At 71.4% G+C, this 25859-nt stretch carries 22 protein-coding genes; 15 read left to right on the top strand and 7 right to left on the bottom strand.

The window, feature by feature from the left end; genetic code table 11:
- Window positions 1–25 precede the first annotated feature (25 nt).
- Window positions 26–1015: a WD40 repeat domain-containing protein gene (locus tag AB0M70_RS20850; protein WP_365821446.1), complete on the top strand. Its 990-nt coding sequence runs from the start codon at window positions 26–28 to the stop codon at window positions 1013–1015.
- Window positions 1016–1026: 11 nt separating this feature from the next.
- Here the strand turns inward: AB0M70_RS20850 and AB0M70_RS20845 are convergent, their stop codons facing one another.
- Window positions 1027–1821 carry a TetR/AcrR family transcriptional regulator gene (locus AB0M70_RS20845; protein WP_365821445.1) on the bottom strand — a complete coding sequence of 265 codons (795 nt, stop codon included), beginning with the start codon at window positions 1819–1821 and terminating at the stop codon, window positions 1027–1029.
- Between the two features lie 131 nt (window positions 1822–1952).
- Here AB0M70_RS20845 and AB0M70_RS20840 point away from each other — a divergent pair, with 131 nt between their 5' ends.
- Entirely contained in the window at window positions 1953–2978 is a 1026-nt protein-coding gene (locus AB0M70_RS20840; protein WP_365821444.1) for an ATP-binding cassette domain-containing protein, read from the top strand.
- Window positions 2975–3820 (top strand): ABC transporter permease, encoded by an 846-nt coding sequence (locus AB0M70_RS20835; RefSeq protein WP_365821443.1) that lies wholly within the window; start codon window positions 2975–2977, stop codon window positions 3818–3820. Before AB0M70_RS20840 ends, AB0M70_RS20835 begins: the two co-directional genes overlap by 4 nt.
- A gap of 79 nt (window positions 3821–3899) precedes the next feature.
- Here AB0M70_RS20835 and serC read toward each other — a convergent pair whose 3' ends face one another.
- Window positions 3900–5018 carry a phosphoserine transaminase gene (gene serC, locus AB0M70_RS20830; protein WP_365821442.1) on the bottom strand — a complete coding sequence of 373 codons (1119 nt, stop codon included), beginning with the start codon at window positions 5016–5018 and terminating at the stop codon, window positions 3900–3902.
- 97 nt (window positions 5019–5115) lie between these two features.
- Here serC and AB0M70_RS20825 point away from each other — a divergent pair, with 97 nt between their 5' ends.
- Complete coding sequence (locus AB0M70_RS20825; RefSeq protein WP_365821441.1) at window positions 5116–7935, top strand: FAD-binding and (Fe-S)-binding domain-containing protein; 2820 nt, start codon at window positions 5116–5118, stop codon at window positions 7933–7935.
- 207 nt (window positions 7936–8142) lie between these two features.
- Here AB0M70_RS20825 and AB0M70_RS20820 read toward each other — a convergent pair whose 3' ends face one another.
- Together AB0M70_RS20820 and AB0M70_RS20815 are read right to left on the bottom strand one after the other, a co-directional pair.
- On the bottom strand, window positions 8143–9186 hold the full coding sequence (locus AB0M70_RS20820) for a hypothetical protein (protein WP_365821440.1): 1044 nt from the start codon (window positions 9184–9186) through the stop codon (window positions 8143–8145).
- 127 nt (window positions 9187–9313) lie between these two features.
- Complete coding sequence (locus AB0M70_RS20815) at window positions 9314–9724, bottom strand: ATP-binding protein (RefSeq protein ID WP_365821439.1); 411 nt, start codon at window positions 9722–9724, stop codon at window positions 9314–9316.
- A 165-nt stretch (window positions 9725–9889) separates the two neighbouring features.
- Here AB0M70_RS20815 and AB0M70_RS20810 point away from each other — a divergent pair, with 165 nt between their 5' ends.
- From AB0M70_RS20810 to AB0M70_RS20765, 10 genes are all read left to right on the top strand, one after another.
- A complete protein-coding gene (locus tag AB0M70_RS20810; RefSeq protein ID WP_365821438.1) occupies window positions 9890–10435 on the top strand; it encodes a UTRA domain-containing protein in 546 nt (181 codons plus the stop codon).
- On the top strand, window positions 10432–11211 hold the full coding sequence (locus tag AB0M70_RS20805) for a GntR family transcriptional regulator (protein WP_365821437.1): 780 nt from the start codon (window positions 10432–10434) through the stop codon (window positions 11209–11211). Before AB0M70_RS20810 ends, AB0M70_RS20805 begins: the two co-directional genes overlap by 4 nt.
- 174 nt (window positions 11212–11385) lie before the next feature.
- Window positions 11386–12375, top strand: a complete 990-nt coding sequence (locus AB0M70_RS20800) for an EamA family transporter (RefSeq protein ID WP_365821436.1) — start codon at window positions 11386–11388, stop codon at window positions 12373–12375.
- Between the two features lie 76 nt (window positions 12376–12451).
- Entirely contained in the window at window positions 12452–13249 is a 798-nt protein-coding gene (locus AB0M70_RS20795) for a TIGR03084 family metal-binding protein (protein ID WP_365821435.1), read from the top strand.
- On the top strand, window positions 13246–15069 hold the full coding sequence (locus AB0M70_RS20790; protein ID WP_365821434.1) for an acyclic terpene utilization AtuA family protein: 1824 nt from the start codon (window positions 13246–13248) through the stop codon (window positions 15067–15069). The genes AB0M70_RS20795 and AB0M70_RS20790 overlap by 4 nt, the downstream gene beginning before the upstream one ends.
- Entirely contained in the window at window positions 15066–16673 is a 1608-nt protein-coding gene (locus tag AB0M70_RS20785) for a carboxyl transferase domain-containing protein (RefSeq protein ID WP_365821433.1), read from the top strand. Before AB0M70_RS20790 ends, AB0M70_RS20785 begins: the two co-directional genes overlap by 4 nt.
- Before the next feature lie 7 nt (window positions 16674–16680).
- Window positions 16681–18621 carry a biotin carboxylase N-terminal domain-containing protein gene (locus AB0M70_RS20780; RefSeq protein WP_365821432.1) on the top strand — a complete coding sequence of 647 codons (1941 nt, stop codon included), beginning with the start codon at window positions 16681–16683 and terminating at the stop codon, window positions 18619–18621.
- Window positions 18618–19796, top strand: a complete 1179-nt coding sequence (locus AB0M70_RS20775) for an acyl-CoA dehydrogenase family protein (RefSeq protein ID WP_365821431.1) — start codon at window positions 18618–18620, stop codon at window positions 19794–19796. The genes AB0M70_RS20780 and AB0M70_RS20775 overlap by 4 nt, the downstream gene beginning before the upstream one ends.
- A gap of 29 nt (window positions 19797–19825) precedes the next feature.
- Complete coding sequence (locus tag AB0M70_RS20770; protein ID WP_365821430.1) at window positions 19826–20560, top strand: enoyl-CoA hydratase family protein; 735 nt, start codon at window positions 19826–19828, stop codon at window positions 20558–20560.
- Window positions 20548–21156, top strand: a complete 609-nt coding sequence (locus tag AB0M70_RS20765) for a TetR/AcrR family transcriptional regulator (protein WP_365821429.1) — start codon at window positions 20548–20550, stop codon at window positions 21154–21156. Before AB0M70_RS20770 ends, AB0M70_RS20765 begins: the two co-directional genes overlap by 13 nt.
- An 89-nt stretch (window positions 21157–21245) precedes the next feature.
- On the opposite strand, the gene AB0M70_RS20760 is transcribed toward AB0M70_RS20765, so the two are convergent.
- Window positions 21246–22346 (bottom strand): citrate synthase 2, encoded by a 1101-nt coding sequence (locus AB0M70_RS20760; RefSeq protein WP_365821428.1) that lies wholly within the window; start codon window positions 22344–22346, stop codon window positions 21246–21248.
- Between the two features lie 375 nt (window positions 22347–22721).
- Here AB0M70_RS20760 and pdxH point away from each other — a divergent pair, with 375 nt between their 5' ends.
- The gene (gene pdxH / locus AB0M70_RS20755; RefSeq protein ID WP_365821427.1) at window positions 22722–23396 is read left to right on the top strand and encodes a pyridoxamine 5'-phosphate oxidase; all 675 of its coding nucleotides are present in this window, start codon (window positions 22722–22724) and stop codon (window positions 23394–23396) included.
- Between the two features lie 27 nt (window positions 23397–23423).
- Here pdxH and AB0M70_RS20750 read toward each other — a convergent pair whose 3' ends face one another.
- Both AB0M70_RS20750 and AB0M70_RS20745 read right to left on the bottom strand, forming a co-directional pair.
- The gene (locus AB0M70_RS20750) at window positions 23424–24308 is read right to left on the bottom strand and encodes an alpha/beta hydrolase (protein ID WP_365821426.1); all 885 of its coding nucleotides are present in this window, start codon (window positions 24306–24308) and stop codon (window positions 23424–23426) included.
- 587 nt (window positions 24309–24895) lie between these two features.
- Window positions 24896–25588 carry a metal-dependent transcriptional regulator gene (locus AB0M70_RS20745; RefSeq protein ID WP_361832210.1) on the bottom strand — a complete coding sequence of 231 codons (693 nt, stop codon included), beginning with the start codon at window positions 25586–25588 and terminating at the stop codon, window positions 24896–24898.
- Window positions 25589–25859 lie beyond the last annotated feature (271 nt).

Here is a 25859-nt window from a genome sequence, read left to right as displayed (position 1 = left end):
GCCGCGGGGGTGGCAGGCTTGGGCCATGCGTTCACTGCGTTCTTCGATGGGTGCCGCCGCCGGGTGCCTGGTCCTGCTGAGTGCCGCCGGCCCCGCCGCCGCCGACGACAGCCACGACGGGTTCACCATCAAGGACCCCCGCATCATCGAGTCCAGCGGCCTCGCCGCCTCCCGGGCCCACCCGGGCGTCCACTGGACGCACAACGACCAGGACAAGAACGGCGCGCTGCTCTACGCGGTGGACGGCAAGACCGGCGAGACCGTCGCCACGATCACCATGACCGGCGTCGGGAAGCCCCGCGACGTGGAGGCCGTCTCCGTCGGCGCGGACGGCAACATCTACGTAGGCGACATCGGAGACAACCTCGGCGGCACCTGGTCCCACGTGTGGATCTACAAGCTGCCCGAGCCGAAGAAGCTCGGCGACCGGACCGTGCGCGCCACGCAGTACACGGTGAAGTACGAGGACGGCGCGCGCGACGCCGAGGCCCTGATGGTCCACCCGAAGACCGGCCGCATCTACATCGCCGACAAGAAGGAGGAGGGCGGCGCGCTGTACGAGGGGCCCGCCCAGATGTCCTCCTCCGGCGTCAACGTCTTCAAGCGCCTGGGCACCACCGGCCTTTGGACCACGGACGGCGCCTTCTCGCCCGACGGGAAGCAGCTCGCCCTGCGCGGGTATCTCGGCGGCGTCTCGTACACCTGGAAGGGCGAGGGCAAGAAGCCCGAGCGCGAGGGGCGGCTGAGCGTGCCGTTGCAGCGGCAGGGCGAGTCCGCGACGTACACCCTGGACGGGACGACCATCCTGTACGGCTCCGAGGGCGGGCAGAGCGAGGTCGAGCCCGTCGAGGTCGAGGGAGCGGGCGGCGGCCACGACTCCGCGTCAGGCGGCGGGAGTTCCGGTGAGTCGGGGGACGGCTCCGGGCTCGACGGTGACCTCAAGGTGGGCGGGCTTGCGCTGGCCGCCGTGCTCGTGGCCTTCTTCGCGCTGAAGCGGGTGTTCCGCCGGAAGTAGCGGGCCGGGCCTCACGCCTGCTTGGCGGCGCCCGTCTCCTCCTCGCGCCGGGCCACCAGGACGTCGAGGCCGTCCAGCAGGCGTTGCAGGCCGAACTCGAAGTGGTCGAACTGCGGGCCGAACGCGTCGTCGGAGAGACCGGCGAGGTGGGGGTAGCGGCCGCTGGTCATGATGCGTTCGAGGGTCGGCTGCTGCGCCTCCCAGAACGCCTCGTCCGTCAGGCCGGTCTTCTTGACCGCCTCCACCTCGTGCACCTGGGTGCGGGCGACCCCGGTGACGTACCCCTCGACCATGATGATCACGCCGATCAGCTCGGGGTCGGTCAGGCCCATCGACTTGATCCCGGCCAGGGTCAGTTCGAGGCCGCCGACCGAGCCGGGGCCGAGCACCGGGCGTGCCTGGTTGACCTGGAGCAGCCAGGGGTGTTCGCGGTAGAGGACGAGTGTCTCGCGGGCGTACGCCTCGACGGCCTCGCGCCAGCCGCCGGTCGGGGGCGCGGCGTCGGGGGCCGGCATGTAGACCCGGTCCAGCATCAGGTCGAGCAGTTCGCCCTTGCCCGGGACGTAGCGGTACAGGGACATCGTGCCGGTGCCGAGTTCCGTGGACAGGCGGCGCATGGAAACCGCCGTGAGCCCTTCGGCGTCCGCGAGCCGCACCGCCTCGGTGACGATCCGGTCCAGGGTGAGGCCGGGCTTGGGGCCGCGCGTGGGGCGTTCGCCCTCACCCCAGAGCAGCTCCAGGCTGTGGGCGATGTCGCTGCCGGTGCGCTGGGTGGGGTCGCCGGAACCGCCGTTCGTGCTCGTCATGACGCTCAGCCTAATCGCCGGACCAGAAATTGGGTACGGTGTACCCGAAAAAACTGGGTACGGTGTACTCTCTATTGAGTACGGCGTACCCAAAGGGGCGCGGACGGGGCGCGGGAAGAGTTGGAGGGGCAGTGAGCGAGACGACGAACGACTACGCGGTACAGGCCGAGGGGCTCGACAAGCGCTACGGCGAGAAGAAGGCCCTGGACGCCTTCGATCTGCGCGTGGCGCGCGGCACGGTGCACGGACTGCTCGGCCCGAACGGCGCGGGCAAGACCACCGCCGTACGCATCCTCTCGACGCTGGTGCGCCTCGACGGCGGCCGGGCCGAGGTCGCGGGGGCCGACGTGGTGCGACAGCCCGACGTGGTGCGCGGCCGCATCGGTCTGACCGGCCAGTACGCGGCCGTCGACGAGGTCCTCACCGGGCGGCAGAACCTGGAGATGTTCGGCCGCCTCTTCCACCTCGGCGGCAAGCGGGCACGGCGGCGCGCCCAGGAACTCCTCGAACAGTTCGACCTGGTGGACGCGGCGGACAAGGGAGCGGGCCAGTACAGCGGCGGCATGCGGCGCAGGCTCGACCTCGCGGCCTCGATGATCCTCGCGCCCGCCGTCCTCTTCCTGGACGAGCCGACCACCGGACTCGACCCGCGCAGCCGCCTCGAGGTCTGGGACACCGTACGGAAGCTGGTCGCGGACGGCACGACCGTCCTGCTCACCACGCAGTACCTGGAGGAGGCCGACAAGCTCGCCTCCCGGATCACCGTCATCGACCAGGGCCGCGCCATCGCCGACGACACCCCGGACGGCCTGAAGAACACGGTGGGCGGCAGCTACCTGGAGGTCGTGGTCCGCGACACCGCCGACCTGCCCGCGGCCCTGAAGGCCGTCGCCCGCGTCGCCGAGGGCGTGCCCGAGTCCGTCGACCTGGAGCGCCGCGTCCAGGCGGCCGTCACCGACCGGGTCGCCGCCCTGACGGACGTGGCGCGGACCTTGCAGGAGCAGGGCGTCGCCGTGGAGGACATCGGACTGCGCAGGCCGAGCCTCGACGACGTGTTCCTGCGCCTGACGGGACACCGCACGGAAGCCGAGACGGGCGCGGCCGCTCCCGCGGAAGCCGCCGCACGCATCGACGAGAAGACGGGAGCCGCGGCATGAGCGCCGTACTGGCATCGGAACCACTGGCCGCCGACACCTCGCGCGGACGCCTCTACTGGGCGCTCGCCGACACCTGGAACGTCACCCGCCGCTACCTCACCCATTTCCAGCGCCAGCCCGTCAACATCGCCTGGCAGCTGGGCTTCCCGATCATCTCCGTGCTCCTGTACGGCTTCGTCTTCGGCGAGGCCATGAAGGTGCCCGGCGGTGGCGACGACGGCGACTACAAGCAGTTCCTGATGCCCGGCATGTTCGTGATGACCATGGCCTTCGGCTTCATGAACACCGCGATGGCGGTCGTCACGGACTCCACCAAGGGCGTCATCGACCGCTTCCGTTCGATGCCGATGGCGCCGTCTGCGGTCGCCGCGGGGCGCGGGCTCGCCGACCTGATCGTGGCCTGCGCCGAGCTGACGATCCTCGCGCTGACCGCGCTCGCGATCGGCTGGCGCTCCAGCGCCGGACTGCCCGAGACCCTGGCCGCCTTCGCGCTGCTGCTCCTTCTGCGGTTCAGCCTGATCTGGGTCGGCGTGTTCCTGGGCCTCGTGGTGCCGACCCCCGAAGCGGCGGGCGGGCTCTACGCGGTCGCCTTCCCGCTCACCATGATCTCCAGCGTCTTCGTCGCGCCCTCGCTGATGCCGGACTGGCTCGCGCCGGTCGCCGCCTGGAACCCGGTCTCCTCCACGGGCACGGCGGCACGCGAACTGTTCGGCAACCCCGGGGCCGGCGGGGCGAGCTGGGTCGAGCAGAACGCGGTCCTGATGGCCGTGCTCTGGCCCCTCGCGATCTCACTCCTGTTCCTGCCGCTCGCGGTACGCAAGTTCAAGCAGCTGAGCAGGTGAAAGCAGAGTTCCCCGCGCCCGAAGGGGCGCGGGGAACTGCGCGACCAGCCACAAAGCACCCGCAGGTGACAGTGAGACCTCAGAGCTTCTCGATGACGTAGTCGATGCACTTCGTCAGCGCCTCGACGTCCGCAGGGTCGATCGCCGGGAACATCGCCACCCGCAACTGATTGCGGCCCAGCTTGCGATACGGCTCGGTGTCCACGATCCCGTTCGCACGCAGAGCCTTCGCCACAGCGGCAGCGTCGATCTCGTCCGCGAAGTCGATCGTGCCGATGACCTGCGAACGCTTGGCCGGGTCCGAGACGAACGGCGTCGCGTACTTCGACTCCTCGGCCCACCCGTACAGCGCCTGCGACGAGGCGGCCGTGCGGCCGGTCGTGAACTCCAGGCCGCCCTGCGAGTTCATCCAGTCCAGCTGCTCACCGAGCAGGAAGAGCGTGGCGAGCGCCGGGGTGTTGTACGTCTGGTTCTTGCGGGAGTTGTCGATCGCCGTGGGCAGGCTGAAGAACTCCGGGACGTGCCGCCCGCTCGCGTGGATACGCTCCGCACGCTCGATGGCCGCCGGGGAGAACGCCGCGATCCACAGGCCGCCGTCCGACGCGAAGGACTTCTGCGGGGCGAAGTAGTAGACGTCCGTCTCGGCGATGTCGACCGGCAGGCCGCCCGCGCCGGAGGTGGCGTCCACCAGGACGAGCGAACCCTCGTCCGCGCCTGCCACCCGCTTGACGGGGGCCGCGACGCCGGTCGAGGTCTCGTTGTGCGTGAAGGCGTAGACGTCCACGCCCGCCTCGGCCTGCGGCTCCGGGTGCGTACCCGGCTCGCTCGAGATCACCGTGGGCTCGGCGAGCCACGGGGCGAGCTTCGATGCCTTGGCGAACTTGGAGGAGAACTCACCGAACGTGAGGTGCTGCGACTTGTTCTCGATGAGGCCGTGCGTCGCGACGTCCCAGAAGGCGGTGGAGCCGCCGTTGCCCAGGATCACCTCGTACCCCTCGGGGAGGGAGAAGAGGTCGCGCACACCCTCGCGCACCTTGCCGACCAGGTTCTTGACCGGGGCCTGGCGGTGGGAGGTGCCGAGCAGAGAGGTACCGGTGGCGGCGAGCGCGTCCAGCGCCTCCGTGCGCACCTTGGAGGGGCCCGCGCCGAAACGTCCGTCGGCGGGCTTGATGTCAGCGGGAATCTGGATCTCAGCCACGGGAGGAGCCTAACGGCTTACGGCGCCGTGGCCTTCCGGTGTCCGTCCGGTGAGACCGCCGCCTTCGCGGATGCATATTGAGGGCATGGATAGGGGCATGAGTGATCTCGGAGGCGTGGAAGAGGAACTGCGGGGAGCCGTGCGGGGGGAGGTGGACTTCTCCGTCACCGCGCGGGCCCTGAACACCATGGACGCGTCCAACTACCGCAGAGTGCCGCTCGGCGTCCTCGCCCCGCGCGACGCGGACGACGTGGCGGCGGCGCTCGCCGTGTGCCGGGAGCGCGGGGTGCCGGTCGTGGCCCGCGGCGCCGGCACGTCCATCGCCGGGCAGGCGACCGGCACGGGGCTCGTCCTCGACTTCACGCGGCACATGAACCGGATCGTGTCCCTGGACGCCGAGTCGCGGACCGCGGTCGTCCAGCCCGGCGTCATCTGCGACGGCCTGCGGGGAGCGGCGGCCCCGCACGGCCTGACCTTCGGCCCCGACCCGTCCACCCACAACCGCTGCACCCTGGGCGGCATGATCGGCAACAACTCCTGCGGCTCGCACTCGGTCGCCTGGGGCACGACCGCCGACAACGTCGCCTCGCTCTCGGTCGTCAGCGGCGCGGGCGAGCGGCTCACGCTGGGGCAGGGCTGGACCGGTGCTCCGGAGGGCCTGCGGGCGCTGGTGGAGGGGGAGTTGGAGCTCCTGCGCACCGGTTTCCCCGAGCTGCCTCGCCGTATCTCCGGTTATGCGCTCGACGCCATGCTCCCCGAGCGGGGCGTCGACCTGGCCCGCGCCTTCTGCGGCTCCGAGGGCACGCTCGGCGTGATCACGGAGGCCGTCGTACGCCTCGTCGACTCGCCACGCGCGCGTGCCCTCGCGGTCCTCGGGTACGCCGACGAGAGCGCGGCGGCGGAGGCCGCGGCCGGGCTGCTGCCGTACGGGCCGCTGACGGTGGAGGGGATGGCGGCCGACCTCGTACGGGGGTCCGAGGGGCTGCCCAAGGGCGGCGCCTGGCTGTTCGCGGAGACGGGCGGCGCGAGCGAGAGTGAGGCACGCGCGCGTGCGGAGGCGATCACGCGGGCGGTCGCCGGGGACACGGTGGACTCGGTGGTCGTGACGGACCCGGCGGGACAGCGCGTGCTGTGGCGGGTCCGTGAGGACGCCAGCGGGACGGCGACACGGATGCCGGACGGCAGCGAGGCGTGGCCGGGGTGGGAGGACTGCGCGGTGCCTCCGGCCCGACTGGGGGCGTACTTGCGGGACTTCCGGGGGCTGCTCGCCGAGCACGGCCTGCGCGGCACCCCGTACGGACACTTCGGGGACGGCTGCATTCACGTACGCATCGACTTCGACCTGATGAGCGAGGTGGGCGTGCGCCGCTTCCGGCGCTTCTCCGAGGACCTGGCGCTGCTCGTGGTCGCGCACGGGGGCTCGCTGTCGGGCGAGCACGGGGACGGCCAGGCGCGGGCCGAGCTGCTTCCCACGATGTACGGGGCTGACCTCGTCCGGCTGTTCGAGCGGGTGAAGGGGGTGTGGGACCCGGCGGACGTGCTGAATCCGGGGATGCTGGTGCGGCCCGCGCCGCTGGACTCGAACCTGCGGTTCGACCCGCTGCCGCGGCAGCCGGTGGACGTGGCCTTCGGCTACCCGCATGACGGCGGGGACTTCTCGGCGGCGGTGCGGCGGTGCGTGGGCGTCGCCAAGTGCCGCACCACGTCCGCCGGTTCGGGGGGCGGGGTGATGTGCCCGTCCTTCCGGGCGACGGGCGAGGAGGAGCACTCCACGCGGGGCCGGGCGCGCCTCCTGCACGAGATGCTCGCGGGCGACGTGGTCACGGACGGCTGGCGCTCGGAGGAGGTACGGGACGCGCTGGACCTCTGCCTGTCCTGCAAGGGCTGCCGGTCGGACTGTCCGGTGGGCGTGGACATGGCCACGTACAAGGCGGAGTTCCTGCACCACCACTACGAGGGCCGCAGGCGCCCCGCGGCGCACTACGCGATGGGCTGGCTGCCGCTGTGGCTGCGTCTGGCCTCGCGGACGCGGACGGCGGGGGCCGCCAATGCGCTGGCCGGGGTGGGGGTGCTGGCGTCGCTGGCCAAGAGGGTGGGCGGGATCGCACCGGAGAGGGAGATCCCGCGCCTCGCGGGCGAGACGTTCCGCCGATGGTTCCGGGAGAGGCGTCCCGCCACGGCTCCCGAGGGGCCGACGGTCGTGCTCTGGCCGGACACGTTCACGGACCACCTGTCACCGGCGGTGGGCCGGGCGGCCGTGCGGGTCCTCGAGGACGCGGGGCTGCGGGTGGTGGTGCCGCCGGGGGACGTGTGCTGCGGCCTGACGTACGTGTCGACGGGGCAACTGGACCGCGCCCGCACGGTGATGCGGAGGACCCTGGACCGGATGGGACCGCTCCTCGACTCGGACGCGCCGCTGGTGGTCCTCGAACCGAGCTGCGCGGCGGCGCTGAAGTCGGACTTGGTGGAACTGCTGCCCGGCGACGAGCGAGCGGGCGAACTGGCCGCCCGAGTACGGACGTTCGCGTCGGTCCTGGAGGAACTGGCACCGGAGTGGTCGCCGCCGCGGATCGGCCGCCCGGTGGTGGGTCAGACGCACTGCCACCAGCACGCGGTGCTCGGCGACGCTGCGGAACGACGCCTGCGCGAGAAGGCGGGCCTGGTGGGCGAGTTGAGCGGCGGCTGCTGCGGACTCGCGGGCAACTTCGGCTTCGAGGCGGGCCATTACGAGGTCTCCGTGGCCTGCGCGGAGGAACAACTGCTCCCGGCGGTACGAAGCGCAGCCCCGGAGCCGGAGGGCGGCCCCGTGATCCTGGCGGACGGCTTCTCCTGCCGAACCCAGCTGGAACAGCTGGGGGAGGGGTCACGGGGGCGGCATCTGGCGGAGGTGCTGGCGGAGGGGCTGGACGGGGGCTGAGGGGGCGCGGGAGTCACACATTCCGGACGGGGGCGGCCGGGTCACGGGGCCGGGGTGCCGCCCACGACGCCGGAGCTCCGGCATCACGCGGCGAGGCCTCGCCCCCACCCACCCGCCCCCGCCTGGCCGGGCGTCACCGGCCCGCCCCCGCGCCAGAGAACCCTGTGACCCTCAGCCCCAGCCGTCACCAGCCGTCACCGCCAGCCGTCACCGCCAGCCGCGCTGCCGGCCCGCGGTGCCGGCCCGCGGTGCGCCCGTCTCCGCGCCCCTCGCGTCCGCCTCGCCCGCCCGCAACTCCCAGTACAAGCGGGCCGACGTCCCGCACACCAGGGGCATGACCAGCGGAGGGAGCAGGAGCAGGGCCACGGTCGTGGGAAAAATCTGCACCAGTACGCCGGTGATCCATACGTTGTCATCGCTGAGCCACAACATGCCGAGCCCGGCGTAGTGGGCGAGGGGGGCGGCCGCGTACCCGGCCAGGAGGACGACGAGTGCGGCGCCCGCGACGGACAGCGTGCCGAGGCCGAGGGTGCGCATACGCGCCCGGCGGGTCAGCACCCAGGAGCGGTACAGGGCCACGAACGGAGAGCGGCCCTCCAGCACCGTCTCGGCGGTGGCCAGCGACAGGCGGAAGTAGAGCAGCGGGCCCAGGCACATGACGGCGATCGGCAGCACCCAGCCCACCAGCGTGTAGAGCGGGGTCGCGGTCTCGCCGATGGGCGTGGGCTCGACGCCGGGCACCTCGCCGCGCTCGACGGTCATCCACAGCATGTAGCTCGCGACTGCCATGGCGCCCACGGGCAGCCCGCTCAGCGCGTTGACCGCGAGGGCGGCGGGGAAGCGCCTGCGGGTACGCCGCCACAGCTCGCGGACGGTCAGTGGCCCGTCGTCGCCGTCGCCTTCGCGCGTGGCGTGGGACTCGGCGACGGCGTACGCGGCGTGAAGGGCGGACACGACGAGAAGTCCGAGGACGATCAGCAGCAGCGACACCACGAGGCCGACCCTCACCAGCGGAAACCAGCCGCCGTCGGCGTAGGCCACGTAGGAGTCCTCGTTGGCGATGTTGCGGTCCGCGTAGTCCCGCACCCCCTCGAAGGTGTCCCACGCCGCCGCGAACCCCCCGGCCAGGACCGCGCAGCCCAGGAGCACCGTCAGACCGGACACCCACAGGACGAAGCCGTACACCGCACCTCGGTAGCTGCGGTGGCCGCCGCCCAGCCGCTCGGTTGCCTGATTTCCCTCGCGCGCCATGCCTTGACCTGACTTCCGTACGGTTCCGTGGTGACTGCACCCGTGGTGACTGCACCCAAGACGCGGGGCGGGGTGTGGGGGGTTCCACGGAAAGGGCGACCGTGGTCCCAGCCGCCAGGCTGCCCCTTCACCGCGGCACTTCGGACAGGCCTGAGGCCTTGAAAGTGAGCCAGACCGTCTTGCCCACCACGTGCTCGACGACCCCGAAGTCGTCGGCCAGTTCGCCCACGAGAAGCAGGCCTCGGCCGGTGCAGTCATCGAAGGTGGGGGCGGATGCCGTGGGATGGCCGCCGCCACTGTCCCGGACCTCGATACGAAGTTCCGCCTCATCGGTCGAGATCGAGAGCCTCAGCTCGAATTCGCGTCCTAGGGGAACTCCGTGCAACAGCGCGTTCGTGGCCAGCTCGGATACGCAGAGCTTGATGTCGTCGTGCCGGTCGGTGATGCCCCAGGCGGTCAGGGCGCCGATGGCGAAGGCGCGGGCCGCCCCGACAGATCTGGGGGACCGGGGGAATAGCCGTTGCTGTGAGAGACGCACAGTGAACCACCGCCTTGTGCCGGGAGGTTGTACGATCGAGGAGGACCGTACTGCTATTCGTGAATAGCAGCAAGGTTGGGCCAAAGTGGCGACTCAGGGTGAGTTGGCTACGGTACGAACGCGGCGCAACGCCGCAAGAAGCCCTCCGGCGTACGGGAGTTGAACATGAGCGACAACGGGGATTGGGTCAGCACGTCGATGCCGTACCTGACGCCACGGGGGCGGGCGAGTGGTGACGCCTGGGGCGCTGAAGCGGCGGCGGCCGGACGCAGGGGGACTCAGCGCATCGTTCAGGCCGGTGAAGTTCCGGCATCCAAGGAGCTCGCACCGCTGCTGGGCGTGGCCGAAGGCGACGCGGTCGTCGTTCGGCGCCGGGTCATCGAACTCGACGGTGAACCGAACGAGCTGACGGACACCTACTACCCCGTCGAGATCGCCCGGGGGACCGCCCTTGCCGCCACCGCCAAGATCCGGGGAGGTGCCGTGACGCTGCTCGCGGAGCTCGGCCATGCCGGCGTCACGGTTCGGGAGGACGTCACCGCCCGTATGCCGAGCGAGGAGGAACGGGCCGTACTGCGCATCGGTCCTGACGAGCCCGTCCTACGGCTGGCCCGGGTCACCCTGGACGACGAGGGACGCCCCGTCCAGGCGGACCTGATGACCATGCCCGCAACCCGCCAGCGGCTGCGCTACGAGATCAGGATCGGATGACCGTGCCCCGTAACGAAGCCGACGCAGCCGACCGCCGGGCCTTGCACGAACGGATTGCCGCGGATGTGCGGGACGAGATCATGAGCGGTGAGATGGCGCCGGGCGCGAAACTCCCGTCGACGACGCAGCTCAAGGTTAGATTCGATGCGTCGAGCGCGACCGTGCAGAAGGCCCTGAAGTTGCTCAAGGACGAGGGTCTCGCAGTGGGCCGTGCGGGGGCGGCCGTCACTGTCCGGGAGCACCGGCAGCGGACGCTGCGTCCAGCGGCGTACATGGCTCCCGCCGGTGCCGGAAGCCCCTACCGTTGGCTCACCGAGACCGTGGAGCACGGCACGAACCCTCGCAGCACCTTGCTGGAGGTGGCGGAGGTGGTCCCGCCGGCGGACGTGTCGGCGGCGCTGGGACTTGCCGACAGCGGAACGGCCGTACTGCGCCGCCAGCTGCTCACCATCGACGACGAGCCCGTGGAGCTGGTGGCCTCGTACTATCCGGTGGAGATCGCCGAGGGCACTCCGATCACCGAGCATCGCAAGATCCGCGGCGGGACGCCGGTGCTCCTGTCCGATCTCGGCTTTCCCCCGAAAGTCAGTGTCGACCGTGTCTCGGCGCGCGTGCCGACCCAGGAGCAGTACACCGCTCTCCAGCTACCCGGGAGCCTTCCGGTGCTGCGTACGTTGCGGGTCGTCTACAGCGATGCGGACAGACCCATCGAGGCGACGGTGATGGTCAAGGCGGGCCATCTCTACGAGCTGCAGTACGAGTTCACGCCGGCTTGAGCAGCCCGCTCGGGCGCGACCCGGGCTCCACCGTCGGCCGCCATGTGGACCCGGTTTGCGTACAGCAGTAAAAGGGCTCCACAATCCTGACGTGGTCTACTACCTTGGACGAGGTAGTTCAGGTGAGTGGACTGGTAGAGACTGGTTGAGGCTCAGGAAGTGGAAGGGTTGGCTGTGGACGCGTCGAGGAGTGGCCAGGAGGCGGCATCCGGTGGGCGGTGGGGTGCCCTCGGGCCCGTCGGGCTTGTGCTCGCGGGAGGCGTCTCCGTCCAGTTCGGCGGGGCCATCGCCGTCAGTGTGATGCCCAAGGCCGGAGCCCTCGGCATCGTCACCCTGCGGCTCGCCTTCGCCGCGCTGGTCCTGATGATCGTCTGCCGCCCCAAGGTGCGCGGGCACTCCCGTGCCGACTGGGGGACCGTCGTCGCCTTCGGTGTGGCCATGGCCGGGATGAACGGGCTCTTTTATCAGTCCGTCGCCCGGATTCCGATGGGGCCCGCTGTGACGCTTGAGGTGCTCGGGCCGCTTGCCCTTTCCGTCTTCGCCTCGCGGCGTGCCGTGAATCTGGTGTGGGCCGGACTCGCGCTGTGCGGTGTCTTCCTGCTGGGCGGCGGGGGTGGCTTCAGCGGGCTCGATCCCGTCGGCGTCGCGTACGCCCTCGGTGCCGGTGCCATGTGGGCCACGTACATCATGTTCAGCGCCCGTACGGGGCGTCGCTTCCCGCAGGCCGACGGGCTCGCCCTCGCGATGGTCGTCGCGGCCGTCCTCTTCCTGCCGCTCGGCCTCATCGAGTCCGGGGAGAAGCTGGTGCGGCCCGAGGTGCTCGCGCTCGGCGCGGCCGTCGCCGTGATGTCCTCCGTGCTGCCGTACACGCTCGAACTGCTCGCCCTGCGCCGCCTGCCCGCCTCCACCTTCGCGATCATGATGAGCCTCGAGCCCGCGATCGCCGCGGTCGCCGGGTTCCTGGTGCTGAACCAGGCGCTTTCCGTCAACGAGGCGCTGGCCATCTCGCTCGTCATCGCCGCCAGCATGGGCGCCGTACGGACCCAGGTCGGGCGGGGGCGGGCCCGCAAGCCGGGGGACGGGGACGTCGTGTCGGGGGCCACCCCGGACGCCGTGCTCGCTCCCGCCCCCGAGGAGTCGCTCCCGGAGACGTCGCGAAAGTAATGCAAGCACGCTTGCTTGTTTCTCTGAGCGCTGCCATGCTCCGGGGCACACCGCCGTGCCCCGAGGGGAGCGCTCCGTGTCCGAAGCTGTGCCCGTACTCGATGATCTGCGCCGTGAGAGCGAGGAACTCGACCAGCTGGTAGGGGGGTTGGGTGCGGAGCGCTGGGCGCTCGGCACCCCCGCCGACGGCTGGACCGTCGCCCATCAGATCGCCCATCTCGCCTGGACCGACCGCGCCGCACTGACCGCCGTCACCGACGGGGACGCCTTCGCCCGGCTCGTCGAGGAGGCCCTCGCCGCTCCCGACTCGTTCGTCGACGCGGGGGCCGAGGAGGGGGCCGCGCAGCCCCCGGGCGAGTTGCTCGCCCAGTGGCGCGCCGGGCGTGACGCCCTGCTGAAAGCCCTGACGGCTGCCCCGCGCGGCACCCGTTTCCCCTGGTACGGGCCGCCCATGTCGGCCACCTCCATGGCGACGGCCCGGCTGATGGAGACGTGGGCCCACGGCCAGGACGTCGCCGACGCGCTCGGCGTCGAACGGGCGCCGACCGACCGGTTGCGGCATATCGCGCACATCGGGGTGCGCGCCCGGGACTTCTCCTTCGGGGTACGGGGCCTCGACGCACCCGCATCCCCCTTCCGCGTCGAGCTGCGGCTGCCCTCCGGTGAGCCATGGACCAGCGGCCCCGAGGACGCCGCCCAGCGGGTGACCGGCCCCGCACTCGACTTCTGCCTCCTCGTCACCCAACGCGCCCACCGCGACGACCTCGGCGTACGGGCGCAAGGCGCCGACGCCGACCGCTGGCTCACCATCGCCCAGGCTTTCGCGGGCCCACCGGGGCCGGGCCGCCCGGCGAAGGAGGGCGGCGAGCGATGACCGGCCCACATCCCTCCCTACCCTCCACCCCCCTCCGCATCGGCAACGCCTCCGGCTTCTACGGTGACCGTTTTGATGCCATGCGCGACATGCTCACCGGCGGCCCCCTCGACGTTCTCACCGGTGATTACCTCGCCGAGCTGACCATGCTGATCCTTGGACGTGATCGGCTCAAAGACCCCGCTCGCGGCTATGCGAAGACCTTCCTGCGGCAGTTGGAGGAGTGTCTCGGGCTCGCCAAGGAGCGGGGGGTCAAGGTCGTCGCCAATGCCGGGGGGCTCAATCCCGCCGGGCTCGCGGAGGCTGTGCGGGAGTTGGCCGGGCGGCTCGGAATCGGTGTGCGGGTCGCGCATGTGGAGGGGGACGACCTCGGAGCCCGCTTCCCGGACGCGCTCACCGCCAACGCCTACCTCGGCGGCGCCGGAATCGCCGCCTGCCTGCGCGCGGGCGCCGACATCGTCGTCACCGGGCGCGTGACCGACGCCGCCCTCGTCACCGGGCCCGCCGCCGCCCACTTCGGGTGGAGCGACGATGACCACGACCGCCTCGCCGGCGCCGTCGTCGCCGGGCACATCCTCGAATGCGGGACGCAGGCCACCGGCGGCAACTACGCCTTCTTCGGCGAGCACCCACAGGGCACGCTGCTGCGGCCCGGCTTTCCGCTCGCCGAGATCCACGAGGACGGGTCCAGCGTCATCACCAAGCACGCCGGCACCGGCGGCTTCGTCGACGTCGGCACGGTCACCGCGCAGCTGCTGTACGAGACCTCCGGCGCCCGTTACGCCGGGCCCGACGTCACCGCCCGCCTCGACACGGTCACCCTCACGCAGGAGGGGCCCGACCGGGTCCGCGTCACCGGAGTACGCGGCGAGGCCCCGCCCCCGGACCTCAAGGTCGGCCTGAACCGGCTCGGCGGCTTCCGCAACGAAGTCGTCTTCGTCCTCACCGGGCTCGACGTGGAGGCCAAGGCCGCCCTCGTCCGCGCCCAGGCCGAGGACGCGTTCACGCGCTCCAAGTCCCGCCCCCAGGAGGTGCGGTGGGAGCTCGCCCGCACCGACCGCCCCGACGCCCCGAGCGAGGAGACCGCATCCGCCCTCCTGCGCCTCGTCGTGCGCGACCCGCAGCAGGACCCCGTCGGCCGCGCCCTGAGCGGCGCCGCGATCGAGCTGGCCCTCGGCAGCTACCCCGGCTTCCACGTGACGGCGCCCCCGGGTAAGGGCGCACCCTACGGAGTCTTCGAAGCCGCGTACGTCGATCACACCACCGTCGACCACGTGGCCGTCCTGCCCGGCGGTGAGCGGATCCAGGCCCAGGGCCCCGGCGCCACCCGCGTACTCGAAGACCTCGACCAGCCGCCGCCCCTGCCCACGCCCCTCCCGCCCGGCCCCACCCGCCGCGCCCCCCTCGGCCTCGTCGCCGGGGCCCGCAGCGGCGACAAGGGCGGGGACGCCAACGTCGGCGTCTGGGCGCGCACGGACGACGCCTGGCGGTGGCTCGCCCACGAGCTGACCGTCGAGCGCTTCCGCGAACTCATCCCCGAGGCCGCTGAGTTGACCGTCGTACGCCACCTCCTGCCGAACCTGCGTGCGCTGAACTTCGTCGTCGGGGGAATCCTCGGCGCGGGCGTCGCCTCCCAGGCCCGCTTCGACCCGCAGGCCAAGGGCCTCGGCGAGTGGCTGCGCGCCCGCCACCTCGACGTACCGGCCGAACTCATAGAAGTGACCGCAGAAGTGACCGCAGAAGCGACCGCAGAAGTGACCGCAGAAGCGACCGCAGAAGCGACCGCAGAAGTGACCGCACCGACGGAGGTACTCCCGTGACCGTCCTCGCGTCCGCGCTCGACCCCGCGAGCGCCGAGTACGCCGAGCACCGTGAGGCCATGCTGGCCAAGCTCGCCGAGCTCGGCACCGAGCAGGCCAAGGCCCTCGAGGGCGGCGGCGAGAAGTACGTGGCCCGCCACCGGAAGCGCGGCAAGCTCCTCGCCCGGGAGCGGATCGAGCTGCTCCTCGACCCCGACACACCGTTCCTCGAACTGTCGCCGCTCGCCGCCTGGGGGAGCGACTACCCCGTGGGCGCCTCGATGGTGACCGGCATCGGCGTGGTCGAGGGCGTGGAGTGTCTGATCACCGCCAACGACCCGACCGTACGCGGCGGCGCCAGCAACCCGTGGACCCTGAAGAAGGCCTTTCGCGCGCACGAGATCGGGCACGCCAACCGCCTGCCGTCCATCCACCTCGTGGAGTCCGGCGGTGCCGACCTGCCGTCCCAGAAGGAGATCTTCATCCCGGGCGGCGCGCTCTTCAAGCACCTCACGCAGTCGTCGGCCGCCGGAGTCCCGACGGTCGCCGTCGTCTTCGGCAACTCCACGGCGGGCGGCGCCTACGTCCCGGGCATGAGCGACCATGTGATCATGGTCAAGGAGCGCGCCAAGGTCTTCCTCGGCGGCCCGCCCCTGGTGAAGATGGCCACCGGCGAGGAGAGCGACGACGAGTCGCTCGGCGGCGCGGAAATGCACGCGCGCACCTCCGGCCTCGCGGACTACCTCGCCGAGGACGAGCGCGACGCACTGCGGCAGGCGCGACGGGTCGTCAAACGCCTCAACTGGCGCAAGGCGTACGCCGATCCGGCCGCGACCGCCGTCGTCGAGCCGCCCAAGTACGACCAGGACGAACTGCTCGGCATCGTGCCCGGCGACCTCAAGGTCCCCTTCGACCCGCGCGAGGTCATCGCCCGCATCGTCGACGCCTCCGACTTCGACGAGTTCAAGCCGCTGTACGGGTCGAGCCTCACTACGGGCTGGGCCTCCCTGCACGGTTATCCCATCGGGATCCTCGCCAACGCGCAGGGCGTGCTCTTCAGCGAGGAGTCCCAGAAGGCCGCCCAGTTCATCCAGTTGGCAAATCAGCGCGACATCCCGCTGCTCTTCCTGCACAACACCACCGGCTACATGGTCGGCAAGGAGTACGAGCAGGGCGGCATCATCAAGCACGGCGCCATGATGATCAACGCCGTGTCGAACTCGCGGGTGCCGCATCTGAGCGTCCTGATGGGCGCCTCGTACGGAGCGGGTCACTACGGCATGTGCGGGCGCGCCTACGACCCGCGTTTCCTCTTCGCCTGGCCCAGCTCCAAGTCGGCCGTCATGGGGCCGCAGCAGCTCGCCGGCGTCCTGTCGATCGTGGCCCGGCAGTCCGCCGCCGCGAAGGGGCAGCCCTACGACGACGACGCGGACGCCGCACTGCGCGCCATGGTGGAGCAGCAGATCGAGTCGGAGTCACTGCCGATGTTCCTTTCGGGCCGTCTCTACGACGACGGCGTCATCGATCCCCGTGACACCCGCACGGTCCTCGGCCTGTGCCTGTCCGCGATCCACACCGCTCCCTACGAGGGCGCGCGCGGTGGCTTCGGCGTCTTTCGGATGTGAGGACCCCATGACGACTCCCATGACGACCCCCACGACGACCCCCGTGACGACTCCCGTGACGAAAACGATCAGCAGCGTCCTCGTCGCCAACCGCGGCGAGATCGCCTGCCGCGTCTTCCGCACCTGCCGCGACCTCGGCATCGCCACCGTGGCGGTCTACTCGGACGCCGACGCGGACGCCCTGCACGTCCGCGAGGCCGACTCCGCCGTACGGCTGCCGGGCTCGACGCCCGCCGACACCTACCTGCGCGGCGAACTCGTCGTGAAGGCCGCGCAGGCGGCGGGCGCGGACGCCGTCCACCCCGGCTACGGCTTCCTCTCGGAGAACGCGGACTTCGCCCGCGCGGTCCTGGACGCCGGCCTCGTGTGGATCGGCCCCTCTCCCGAGGCCATCGAGTCCATGGCGTCCAAGACGCGCGCCAAGGAACTCATGGGCATCGCGCCGATGGCGGTGGACGCGGTCACCGAAGCCGACCTCCCCGTCCTGGTGAAGGCGGCGTCCGGCGGTGGCGGACGCGGCATGCGCGTCGTACGCGAACTGAGCGCCCTGAAGAGTGAGTTGGAGGCGGCGCGTGCGGAGGCCGCCGGCGCCTTCGGGGACGGCGAGGTCTTCGTCGAGCCCTATCTGGAGGGCGGCCGGCACGTCGAGGTGCAGATCATGGCCGACGCGCACGACACCGTCTGGGCGCTCGGCACCCGGGACTGCACGCTCCAGCGCAGACACCAGAAGGTCATCGAGGAATCCCCGGCACCGGGCCTGACGGCAGGACTCGTCGACGAACTGCACGCGCAGGCCGTACGCGCGGCGCGCGTGACCGGGTATCGCGGCGCGGGCACGGTGGAGTTCCTGGTCGCGGGCGACCGGGCGCACTTCCTGGAGATGAACACTCGCCTCCAGGTCGAACACCCGGTCACGGAGGCCGTGTTCGGCATCGACCTCGTGGCGCTGCAGATCCAGGTGGCGGAGGGCGAGCGGCTCGCGGAAGAGCCGCCGCCCGCACGCGGCCACGCGGTGGAGGCCCGCCTCTACGCCGAGGACCCGGCCGCGCAGTGGGCCCCGCAGACCGGCACCCTGCACCGGCTGTCCGTGCCGGGCGTGCGGCTCGACACGGGGTACGTGGACGGCGACACGATCGGCGTGCACTACGACCCGATGCTGGCCAAACCCGTCGCGTACGCCCCCACGCGCGCGCAGGCCCTGCGCGGCCTCGCGGGAGCGCTGGAGCGCGCGGTCGTGCACGGCCCCGTCACCAACAGGGAGTTGCTCGTACGGTCCCTGCGGCACCCGGAGTTCGTCGGGGCCCGCATGGACACGGGCTTCTACGACCGGCACCTCGCCGAGCTCGCCGCCCCCGCCCCGGACCCGTACGCCCCGCTGGCTGCCGCGCTCGCCGACGCGCACGGACGCTCGCGGTTCGGCGGCTTCCGCAACCTCGCGTCGCAGCCGCAGGTCAAGCTCTATCGCAGCGAGCCGGACGGCACCGAGCACGAGGTGCGCTACCGGCACACGCGGGAGGGGCTGAGCGCGGAAGGGGAGGCCGAAGGGGTGCGGGTGCTGTCCGTGTCCCGCGAGCTCGTCGCGCTCGAAGTCGGCGGTGTGCGCAGGCAGTTCACCGTGCGCCGGTACGGCGACGACCGCGTGTACGTCGGCAACACCGCCCTCACGGCGCTCCCGCTGCTCCCCGAGCCGGCCACGCGCCAGGAGCCCGGCTCCCTGCTCGCCCCGATGCCCGGCACCGTCGTGCGCCTGGCAGAGGGGCTCACGGAAGGCGCCCGGGTCACCGCCGGGCAGCCCCTCGTCTGGCTGGAGGCCATGAAGATGGAGCACCGCGTCTGTGCCCCCGCCTCCGGCACGCTCACCGCCCTGCACGCCACGCCCGGCCGCCAGGTCGAGGTCGGCGCCCTGCTCGCAGTCGTAGACGTCGTACAGGAGGAACCATCCGTATGAGCACCGTCCGGAGCACCGTCCTCGAGACCGAAGAGCACCAGGCCCTGCGCGCGGCCGTCGCCGCGCTCGGCAAGCGTTACGGCCGCGACTACATGTCCCGGATCGTGGCGGGCGAGGGCCACCCCGACGAACTGTGGGCCGATGCCGCCAAGCTCGGCTATCTGGGCGTGAACCTGCCCGAGGAGTACGGCGGCGGAGGCGGCGGCATAGCCGAACTCTCCATCGTCCTCGAGGAGTTGGGCGCCGCGGGCTGCCCCCTCCTGATGATGGTCGTCTCGCCCGCGATCTGCGGCACCGTCATCGCCCGCTTCGGCACCGACGAGCAGAAGCGGACCTGGCTGCCCGGCCTCGCCGACGGCAGCCGCACGATGGCGTTCGGCATCACGGAGCCGGACGCCGGCTCCAACTCCCACCGGATCACCACGACCGCCCGCAAGGACGAGGCGAGCGGCGACTGGCTCCTGACCGGCCGCAAGGTGTTCATCTCGGGCGTCGACATCGCCGACGCCACCCTGATCGTGGGCCGTACAGAAGACGCCCGCACCGGCAACCTCAAGCCCTGCCTCTTCATCGTCCCGCGCGAGACGGAGGGCTTCCATCGACGCCGGATCGAAATGGAACTCCAGGCTCCGGAGAAGCAGTTCGAACTGACCCTGGACGACGTACGGCTGCCTGCCGACGCCCTGGTGGGAGACGAGGACGCCGGGCTGCTCCAGCTCTTCGCGGGCCTCAACCCCGAGCGGATCATGACGGCGGCGTTCTCGCTCGGCATGGCACGTTTCGCCCTGACCCGGGCCGTCGGATACGCCAAGGAACGCAGCGTCTGGAAGAGCCCGATCGGCGCCCACCAGGCCATCGCGCACCCCCTCGCGCAGTCCCACATCGACATCGAGCTGGCCCGCCTGATGATGCAGAAGGCCGCCAGGCTGTACGACGAGGGCGACGACATGGGCGCGGGCGAGGCCGCCAACATGGCCAAGCTCGCGGCCGCCGACGCGTGCGTGAAGGCCGTCGACCAGTCGGTGCACACGCTAGGCGGCAACGGCCTGACGAAGGAGTTCGGCCTCGCCTCGCTGATCGTGGCGTCACGGGTGGCCCGGATCGCTCCCGTGAGCCGGGAAATGATCCTCAACTACGTCTCGCACCAGACGCTGGGCCTGCCGAAGTCGTACTGAGCCGTCTCGCGAGGAGAGTTGGAGTTCCCATGAGTCTTGTCTGCTCCTCCGTGGAGCGCGGCATCGTCACGTTCACCCTGGACAACCCCGCCCACCGCAACGCCCTCTCGGCGGGGCTCCTGGACGGCTTCGCGGAGGCGCTCGACGACTGCGGCAAGGACCCCGAGGTACGCGCGATCGTCCTCACGCACACCGGCTCCACGTTCTGCTCGGGCGCCGACCTGCGGGAGCCGCCGGACCCGGCGGTCTTCGTGGGGCTGCTCCGGCAGATCCTGGAGTGGCCGAAGCCGGTGGTGGCGCGGGTGGACGGGCATGTGCGCGCGGGCGGTCTCGGCCTTCTCGGCGTGTGCGACATGGCGGCCGCGGGTCCCGGTGCGTCGTTCGCGCTGACGGAGGTACGGATCGGGGTGGCGCCCGCGGTCATCTCCATGCCGCTCCTCTCCCGCCTCGACCCGAGCGCCGCCTCGCGGTACTTCCTCACCGGGGAGCGCTTCGGCGGGGCGGAGGCGGCACGGATCGGCCTGGTGACGGTGGCCGGGGACGACGTGGACGCGGAGCTCTCGCCCCTCCTGGAGGGGCTGCGGAAGGGTGCGCCGCAGGCCCTGGCCGAGGCGAAGAAGCTGCTCACGGCTAGGGTGCTCGACGCATTCGACCACCACACGGACTCCCTCGTCGCCCTGTCCGCGCGGCTCTTCGCATCGGCGGAGGCGCGCGAGGGCATGGGGGCGTTCCTCGAACGACGGGAGTGCCCATGGGTGCTGTGACCGCGGACGACAGGGCCGACCGTTCCGACCGCTCGCCCAAGCAGGACCGCAGCCGTGCGACCCGTCAGCGGCTCCTGGAGGCGGCGGTGGCGTGCCTCGCCGAGAGCGGCTGGGCGGGGTCCACGGTCTCCGTGGTCGCCGAGCGGGCGGGGGTCTCCCGCGGGGCGGCCCAGCATCACTTCCCGACGCGGGAGGACCTCTTCACGGCGGCGGTGGAGTACGTTGCCGAGCAACGGTCCACGGCCTTGCGGGAGCTCCCGGCCCAGGACCGGGCGTCGGTGGTGGCCGCCCTGGTCGATCTGTACACGGGGCCCTTGTTCAGGGCGGCACTGCATCTGTGGGTGGCGGCGTCGAACGAGCCGCAACTGGGCTCCCGGGTGACGGAGCTGGAGGCCCGGGTGGGCCGTGAGACGCACCGGATCGCGGTCCAGCTCCTGGACGCGGACGAGTCGCGGCCGGGGGTGCGGGAGGCCATCCAGGGCCTCTTGGACATGGCGCGGGGCCTTGGCCTCGCCAATCTCCTGACGGATGACGGAGCGCGGCGAAAGCGTGTGGTGGCCCAGTGGACGGTGCTGGTGGAGGGGGCGCTGCGCTGAGCTCTCCCCTGGAACCAGAACGCCGGACGGGCTGGAATTCCAGCCCGTCCGGCGTTTGAGGACGAACTCGGCGAAGCCGGTGACCGCTCCTACCGAGCGATGTCCCCGTACCCCTCAACCGCACGCGGGTCCCGCGTACCGGGCCCGATGTACCGCGCCGAGGGGCGGACAAGCCGCCCCGTCCGCTTCTGCTCAAGGATGTGCGCCGACCACCCCGCGGTCCTCGCGCACGTGAACATCGACGTGAACATGTGCGCCGGCACCTCGGCGAAGTCGAGGACGATTGCCGCCCAGAACTCCACGTTGGTGGCGAGGACGCGGTCGGGCCGACGGGCGTGCAGCTCGTCGAGGGCCGCCTTCTCCAGCGCCTCCGCCACCTCGAAGCGAGGAGCGCCCAGCTCACGCGCCGTACGGCGCAGGACCCGCGCGCGCGGGTCCTCGGCCCGGTACACCCGGTGACCGAAGCCCATCAGCCGCTCGCCCTTGTCGAGCGCCTGCTTGACGTACGCGACCGCGTCACCCGTCCGCTCGATCTCCTCGATCATGCCGAGGACACGGGACGGCGCGCCCCCGTGCAGGGGACCGGACATCGCGCCCACGGCTCCGCTCAGCGCCGCCGCCACGTCCGCGCCCGTGGAGGCGATGACGCGGGCGGTGAACGTGGAGGCGTTCATTCCGTGCTCGGCGGCCGACGTCCAGTACGCGTCGACGGCCTGGACGTGCTTGGGGTCGGGCTCGCCGCGCCAGCGCTTCATGAAGCGCTCGACGACCGTGTCGGCCTTGTCGATCTCGCTCTGCGGCACCATCGGCAGGCCCTGGCCGCGGGCGGACTGGGCGACGTAGGAGAGCGCCATGACGGCGGCCCGTGCCAGGTCGTCGCGGGCTTCCTGCTCGCTGATGTCCAGGAGCGGCTTCAGGCCCCACACGGGGGCGAGCATCGCGAGCGCGGACTGGACGTCGACGCGGATGTCGCCGGAGTGCACCGGGATCGGGAACGGCTCGGCGGGCGGCAGGCCCGGGTTGAAGGCGCCGTCGACGAGCAGGCCCCAGACGTTGCCGAAGGAGACGTGGCCGACCAGATCCTCGATGTCGACGCCGCGATAGCGAAGCGCGCCGCCTTCCTTGTCGGGTTCGGCGATCTCCGTCTCGAACGCGATGACTCCTTCAAGTCCGGGTACGAAGTCGGACATCAGGCGGCTCCTCGTGATGTGTACGACAGATGGTGGTGACAGACAGCTCGTGACCATGTGTCAGAAGTGGGCGTGTTCGGTCCGGTTCCGCGGTCTGCCGGTGCGTGGACGGCTTCCGGCTTTCGACTCGCGGTCCGGATCGGACACCCCGGTGATGCCCCGTGCGGCTGGTGGTCACCCAACCGATTCGGCGTCGGAACGATATCCCTTGGTGCCACCCTTGGCGATGGCAAGCGGCACTCAGTGCCACACGTCACCTCCCCGTGGCGTACGACAGCCCGCCGCCCGGCCCTTCGTATACGGCAAGATGACCGCGTGACCGATCGAGCCGACGCCTCAGCATCAGCCTCCTCATCTGCCGCTCCCGTCCCTGACGTGTCCGATCCCGCCGCCATACGTGCCCACTACGGCATGGACGGACTCACCGAGGCCCAGGCGCCCGCCACGCCCGTCGAGTTGTTCGCGCTGTGGTTCACGCAGGCCCTCGCCGCGGCCGGGGCGGGCCTGCTGCACGAGCCGAACGCCATGGTCGTCTCGACGGTGGACGCCGAGGGCCGCCCCGGCTCGCGCACGGTCCTGCTGAAGGGGTACGACGAGCGCGGCTTCGTCTTCTTCACGAACTACGAGTCCCGCAAGGCCCGTGATCTGGCCGCGAACCCGCACATCTCGCTGCTCTTCCCCTGGCACCCGATGGCCCGCCAGGTGATCGTCACGGGCACGGCGGAGCGCGTCGCCCGCGAGGAGACGGTGGCGTACTTCCGCACCCGCCCACACGGCTCGCAGCTCGGCGCCTGGGCCAGCGCCCAGTCCTCGGTCATCGCCACGCGTGAGGAACTGGACCGCGCGTACGCCGACCTGGAGGCGCGTTACCCGGAGGGCGAGCAGGTGCCGGCGCCTCCGCACTGGGGCGGCTTCCGGGTCGTGCCCGAGAGCGTCGAGTTCTGGCAGGGCAGGGCGAACCGCCTGCACGACCGCCTGCGCTACGCACGGACCGAGCAGGCCGCCGCCGACACGGCCGCAGGCTGGACGGTGGAGCGCCTCAGCCCGTGAGACCCGCCTCGGCCCCTGAGGCCCGCCTCAGCCCGTGAGGTCCTGCCCCTGCCCCGTCAGGACGCCGTCCAGGAACGGCTGGATCGCCTCGCGCCAGGCCTCCGGCTGGTCGTAGTGCACCAGGTGCCCGGCGTCGGCCACCTCCGCGTACGCCCCGCGGGGCAGCACGCGGACCATCTCCTGGGACTCGGCACGGCCCAGCTCGCCGTCCAGGCCGCGGACGACCAGGGCGGGGCACTGGACCTGGGCCAGATCCTCCCAGTGGGCGTCGAACACCCACGTCTCGCGGGACTTCAGCATCTGTTCGCGGTCGAAGACGGGGCGCCAGCCGTCGGGGCCCTCGGTCATCACCTCGGCGAAGAACTCGCCGCGGGAGGGATTGGGCCGCTCGACCCAGGGATCGTCCTCGCCGAACCACTTCCGTACGTCGGCGAGCGTGGCGAAGGGCACGGGCCAGGCCTTGAACCAGTCCTCCCACTCGCGCTGCGACGCGGCCCCGAGAGCGGAGGCACGCATGTCGCAGATGATCAGGGCGCGGACGAGGTCGGGGCGCTTCGCGGCGAGCTGCCAGGCGGTGAGCGCGCCCATGGAGTGGCCGATGAGGACGGCGGGAGCGAGGCCGAGCTGGACGAGCGCGGCCTCGGCGTCGTCCACGTAGGCATCGCGGGTGAAGGGGCCCTCGGGGGGCTTGTCGCTCTGCCCGTGCGCGCGCTGGTCGAGTGCGACCGCGCGATGTCGCTCGGCGAGCCAGCGGGCGGTGCCCGCCCAGTGGGACGCTCGGCCCATCAGACCGTGCAGTAAGAGCACGCCGCCGGGCGGACCGTCGGTCTCCCTCGATTTGGGAGGATCGGCGAACTCCCAGGCCGCGAGGCGTACGCCACCCGCGCCTGTCACGTCAATGCGCCGCACCATGTTTCCTGGCACCCCCCTTGAATCCTCTCGGGCCGAACGCCTGGTTCCGTCACGCACCCCCGCACGCTATCGAACTCTTTTTCGAAAGCGGCCAGTTCGCCGCCAACACCCCTCATTCGAGTGACCACACTCAAGGATTGGCCGCGGCTGCCGAGGGGAGATCTTCATCGGGAGGCGGGCCGCTCGGGGAAAACGGTCCGAGGGGGATGACCCTGGGAGCTCGGGGCTCCGGGTCAGAACAGGGGAGGACAGGCCCCGGCGCTCAAGGGCGCCGGGGCCCTCTGCGTGCTCAGGGGGCGATGACGCGCACCGTCCGCGTACGCGCTCCCGCTCACCAGATGGGCACATCCTCCTGCCCCCTCCCACGGCCGTGGCGGCGACCAGGCACCGGCACGGCAAGAGCCCTCAAGTCATATGCCTCTCGCGACAGCCTCGCACGCAAAACGTCCGGGCGCTGCGATTCCGCACACTGAATCTTGGACCCCCGCGGATCCCGGGGTCCGCACAACTGCCCAACCGTTACCGCCAGTTGACATGAACTCTCGGTAACAGGGGCCGGAACCCGCCGGACCCTGGTCCGGCGGGCCTCAGCGCTTGGCGACGAAGACGTGCGAGGCGACCTCCGTGTCCAGCTCGGCGGCCTCACCGCTGCTGCCCACGAGCACCCCGCCCGCGGACTCCGTCACGCTCACCACGGAGCCGGGCTGCACGCCCGCGCGACGCAGGGTGTACATCAGCTGCGCGTCCGTCTGGATCGGCTCACCGATGCGGCGCACGACCACGGTCTTGCCCTCCGTGCCCGGGTCGAGATCGACCAGGGACACCATGCCCTCGTCCAGGAACGGGTCGGCCCCGTCCTTCTCGCCCAGCTCCTCCAGGCCCGGGATCGGGTTCCCGTACGGAGACTCGGTGGGGTGGCGCAGGAGCTCCAGTACGCGGCGCTCCACCGCCTCGCTCATCACGTGCTCCCAGCGACACGCCTCCGCGTGGACCTGCTCCCACTCCAGGCCGATCACGTCGACCAGGAGGCACTCCGCGAGGCGGTGCTTGCGCATCACGCGCGTGGCGAGCCTGCGGCCCTCCTCGGTCAGCTCCAGGTGACGGTCGCTCGCGACGGCCACCAAGCCGTCACGCTCCATGCGCGCGACCGTCTGGCTCACCGTCGGCCCGCTCTGGTCGAGACGCTCGGCGATCCGGGCGCGCATGGGGACCACACCTTCCTCCTCCAGCTCGAGGATGGTGCGCAAATACATCTCAGTGGTGTCAATAAGCCCCGACATGGGTGCCCCTCAGATCTCGCTCGTGCGGCCGGCCCTGCCCTCAAGTCTGACGCATACCGCTGACAACCGGGTCGCGCCAGGGGAAAACCCGGTCCAGGCGGCCTTGACGGGGTGCTCGGGCCGTATTGACAGGGCACTGGTCCAGACCGCAACGTGATCCGCGGCACACGGGAAACACGTGCAGGCAGCAGCGGGAATCACGTGCAGACAGCAGCAGGAAATACGTACACGACAAAAGTACGTACACGACATACGTACCCGGAAAGGTCCC

Source organism: Streptomyces sp. NPDC051214 (genome assembly GCF_040682375.1).
Lineage (GTDB): Bacteria > Actinomycetota > Actinomycetes > Streptomycetales > Streptomycetaceae > Streptomyces.
This window is presented reverse-complemented; position numbering and strand designations above follow the sequence as displayed.

Excerpts from the sequence above, each read along its gene's own strand:
- AB0M70_RS20825 (WP_365821441.1), top strand. The coding sequence starts at position 5,116 with ATGAGTGATCTCGGAGGCGTGGAAGAGGAACTGCGGGGAGCCGTGCGG.
- AB0M70_RS20850 (WP_365821446.1), top strand. The coding sequence starts at position 26 with ATGCGTTCACTGCGTTCTTCGATGGGTGCCGCCGCCGGGTGCCTGGTC.
- AB0M70_RS20805 (WP_365821437.1), top strand. The coding sequence starts at position 10,432 with ATGACCGTGCCCCGTAACGAAGCCGACGCAGCCGACCGCCGGGCCTTG.
- AB0M70_RS20750 (WP_365821426.1), bottom strand. The coding sequence starts at position 24,308 with ATGGTGCGGCGCATTGACGTGACAGGCGCGGGTGGCGTACGCCTCGCG.
- AB0M70_RS20770 (WP_365821430.1), top strand. The coding sequence starts at position 19,826 with ATGAGTCTTGTCTGCTCCTCCGTGGAGCGCGGCATCGTCACGTTCACC.
- AB0M70_RS20780 (WP_365821432.1), top strand. The coding sequence starts at position 16,681 with ATGACGACTCCCATGACGACCCCCACGACGACCCCCGTGACGACTCCC.
- AB0M70_RS20775 (WP_365821431.1), top strand. The coding sequence starts at position 18,618 with ATGAGCACCGTCCGGAGCACCGTCCTCGAGACCGAAGAGCACCAGGCC.
- AB0M70_RS20760 (WP_365821428.1), bottom strand. The coding sequence starts at position 22,346 with ATGTCCGACTTCGTACCCGGACTTGAAGGAGTCATCGCGTTCGAGACG.
- AB0M70_RS20820 (WP_365821440.1), bottom strand. The coding sequence starts at position 9,186 with ATGGCGCGCGAGGGAAATCAGGCAACCGAGCGGCTGGGCGGCGGCCAC.
- AB0M70_RS20765 (WP_365821429.1), top strand. The coding sequence starts at position 20,548 with ATGGGTGCTGTGACCGCGGACGACAGGGCCGACCGTTCCGACCGCTCG.
- AB0M70_RS20810 (WP_365821438.1), top strand. The coding sequence starts at position 9,890 with ATGAGCGACAACGGGGATTGGGTCAGCACGTCGATGCCGTACCTGACG.
- AB0M70_RS20745 (WP_361832210.1), bottom strand. The coding sequence starts at position 25,588 with ATGTCGGGGCTTATTGACACCACTGAGATGTATTTGCGCACCATCCTC.
- AB0M70_RS20845 (WP_365821445.1), bottom strand. The coding sequence starts at position 1,821 with ATGACGAGCACGAACGGCGGTTCCGGCGACCCCACCCAGCGCACCGGC.
- AB0M70_RS20835 (WP_365821443.1), top strand. The coding sequence starts at position 2,975 with ATGAGCGCCGTACTGGCATCGGAACCACTGGCCGCCGACACCTCGCGC.
- AB0M70_RS20790 (WP_365821434.1), top strand. The coding sequence starts at position 13,246 with ATGACCGGCCCACATCCCTCCCTACCCTCCACCCCCCTCCGCATCGGC.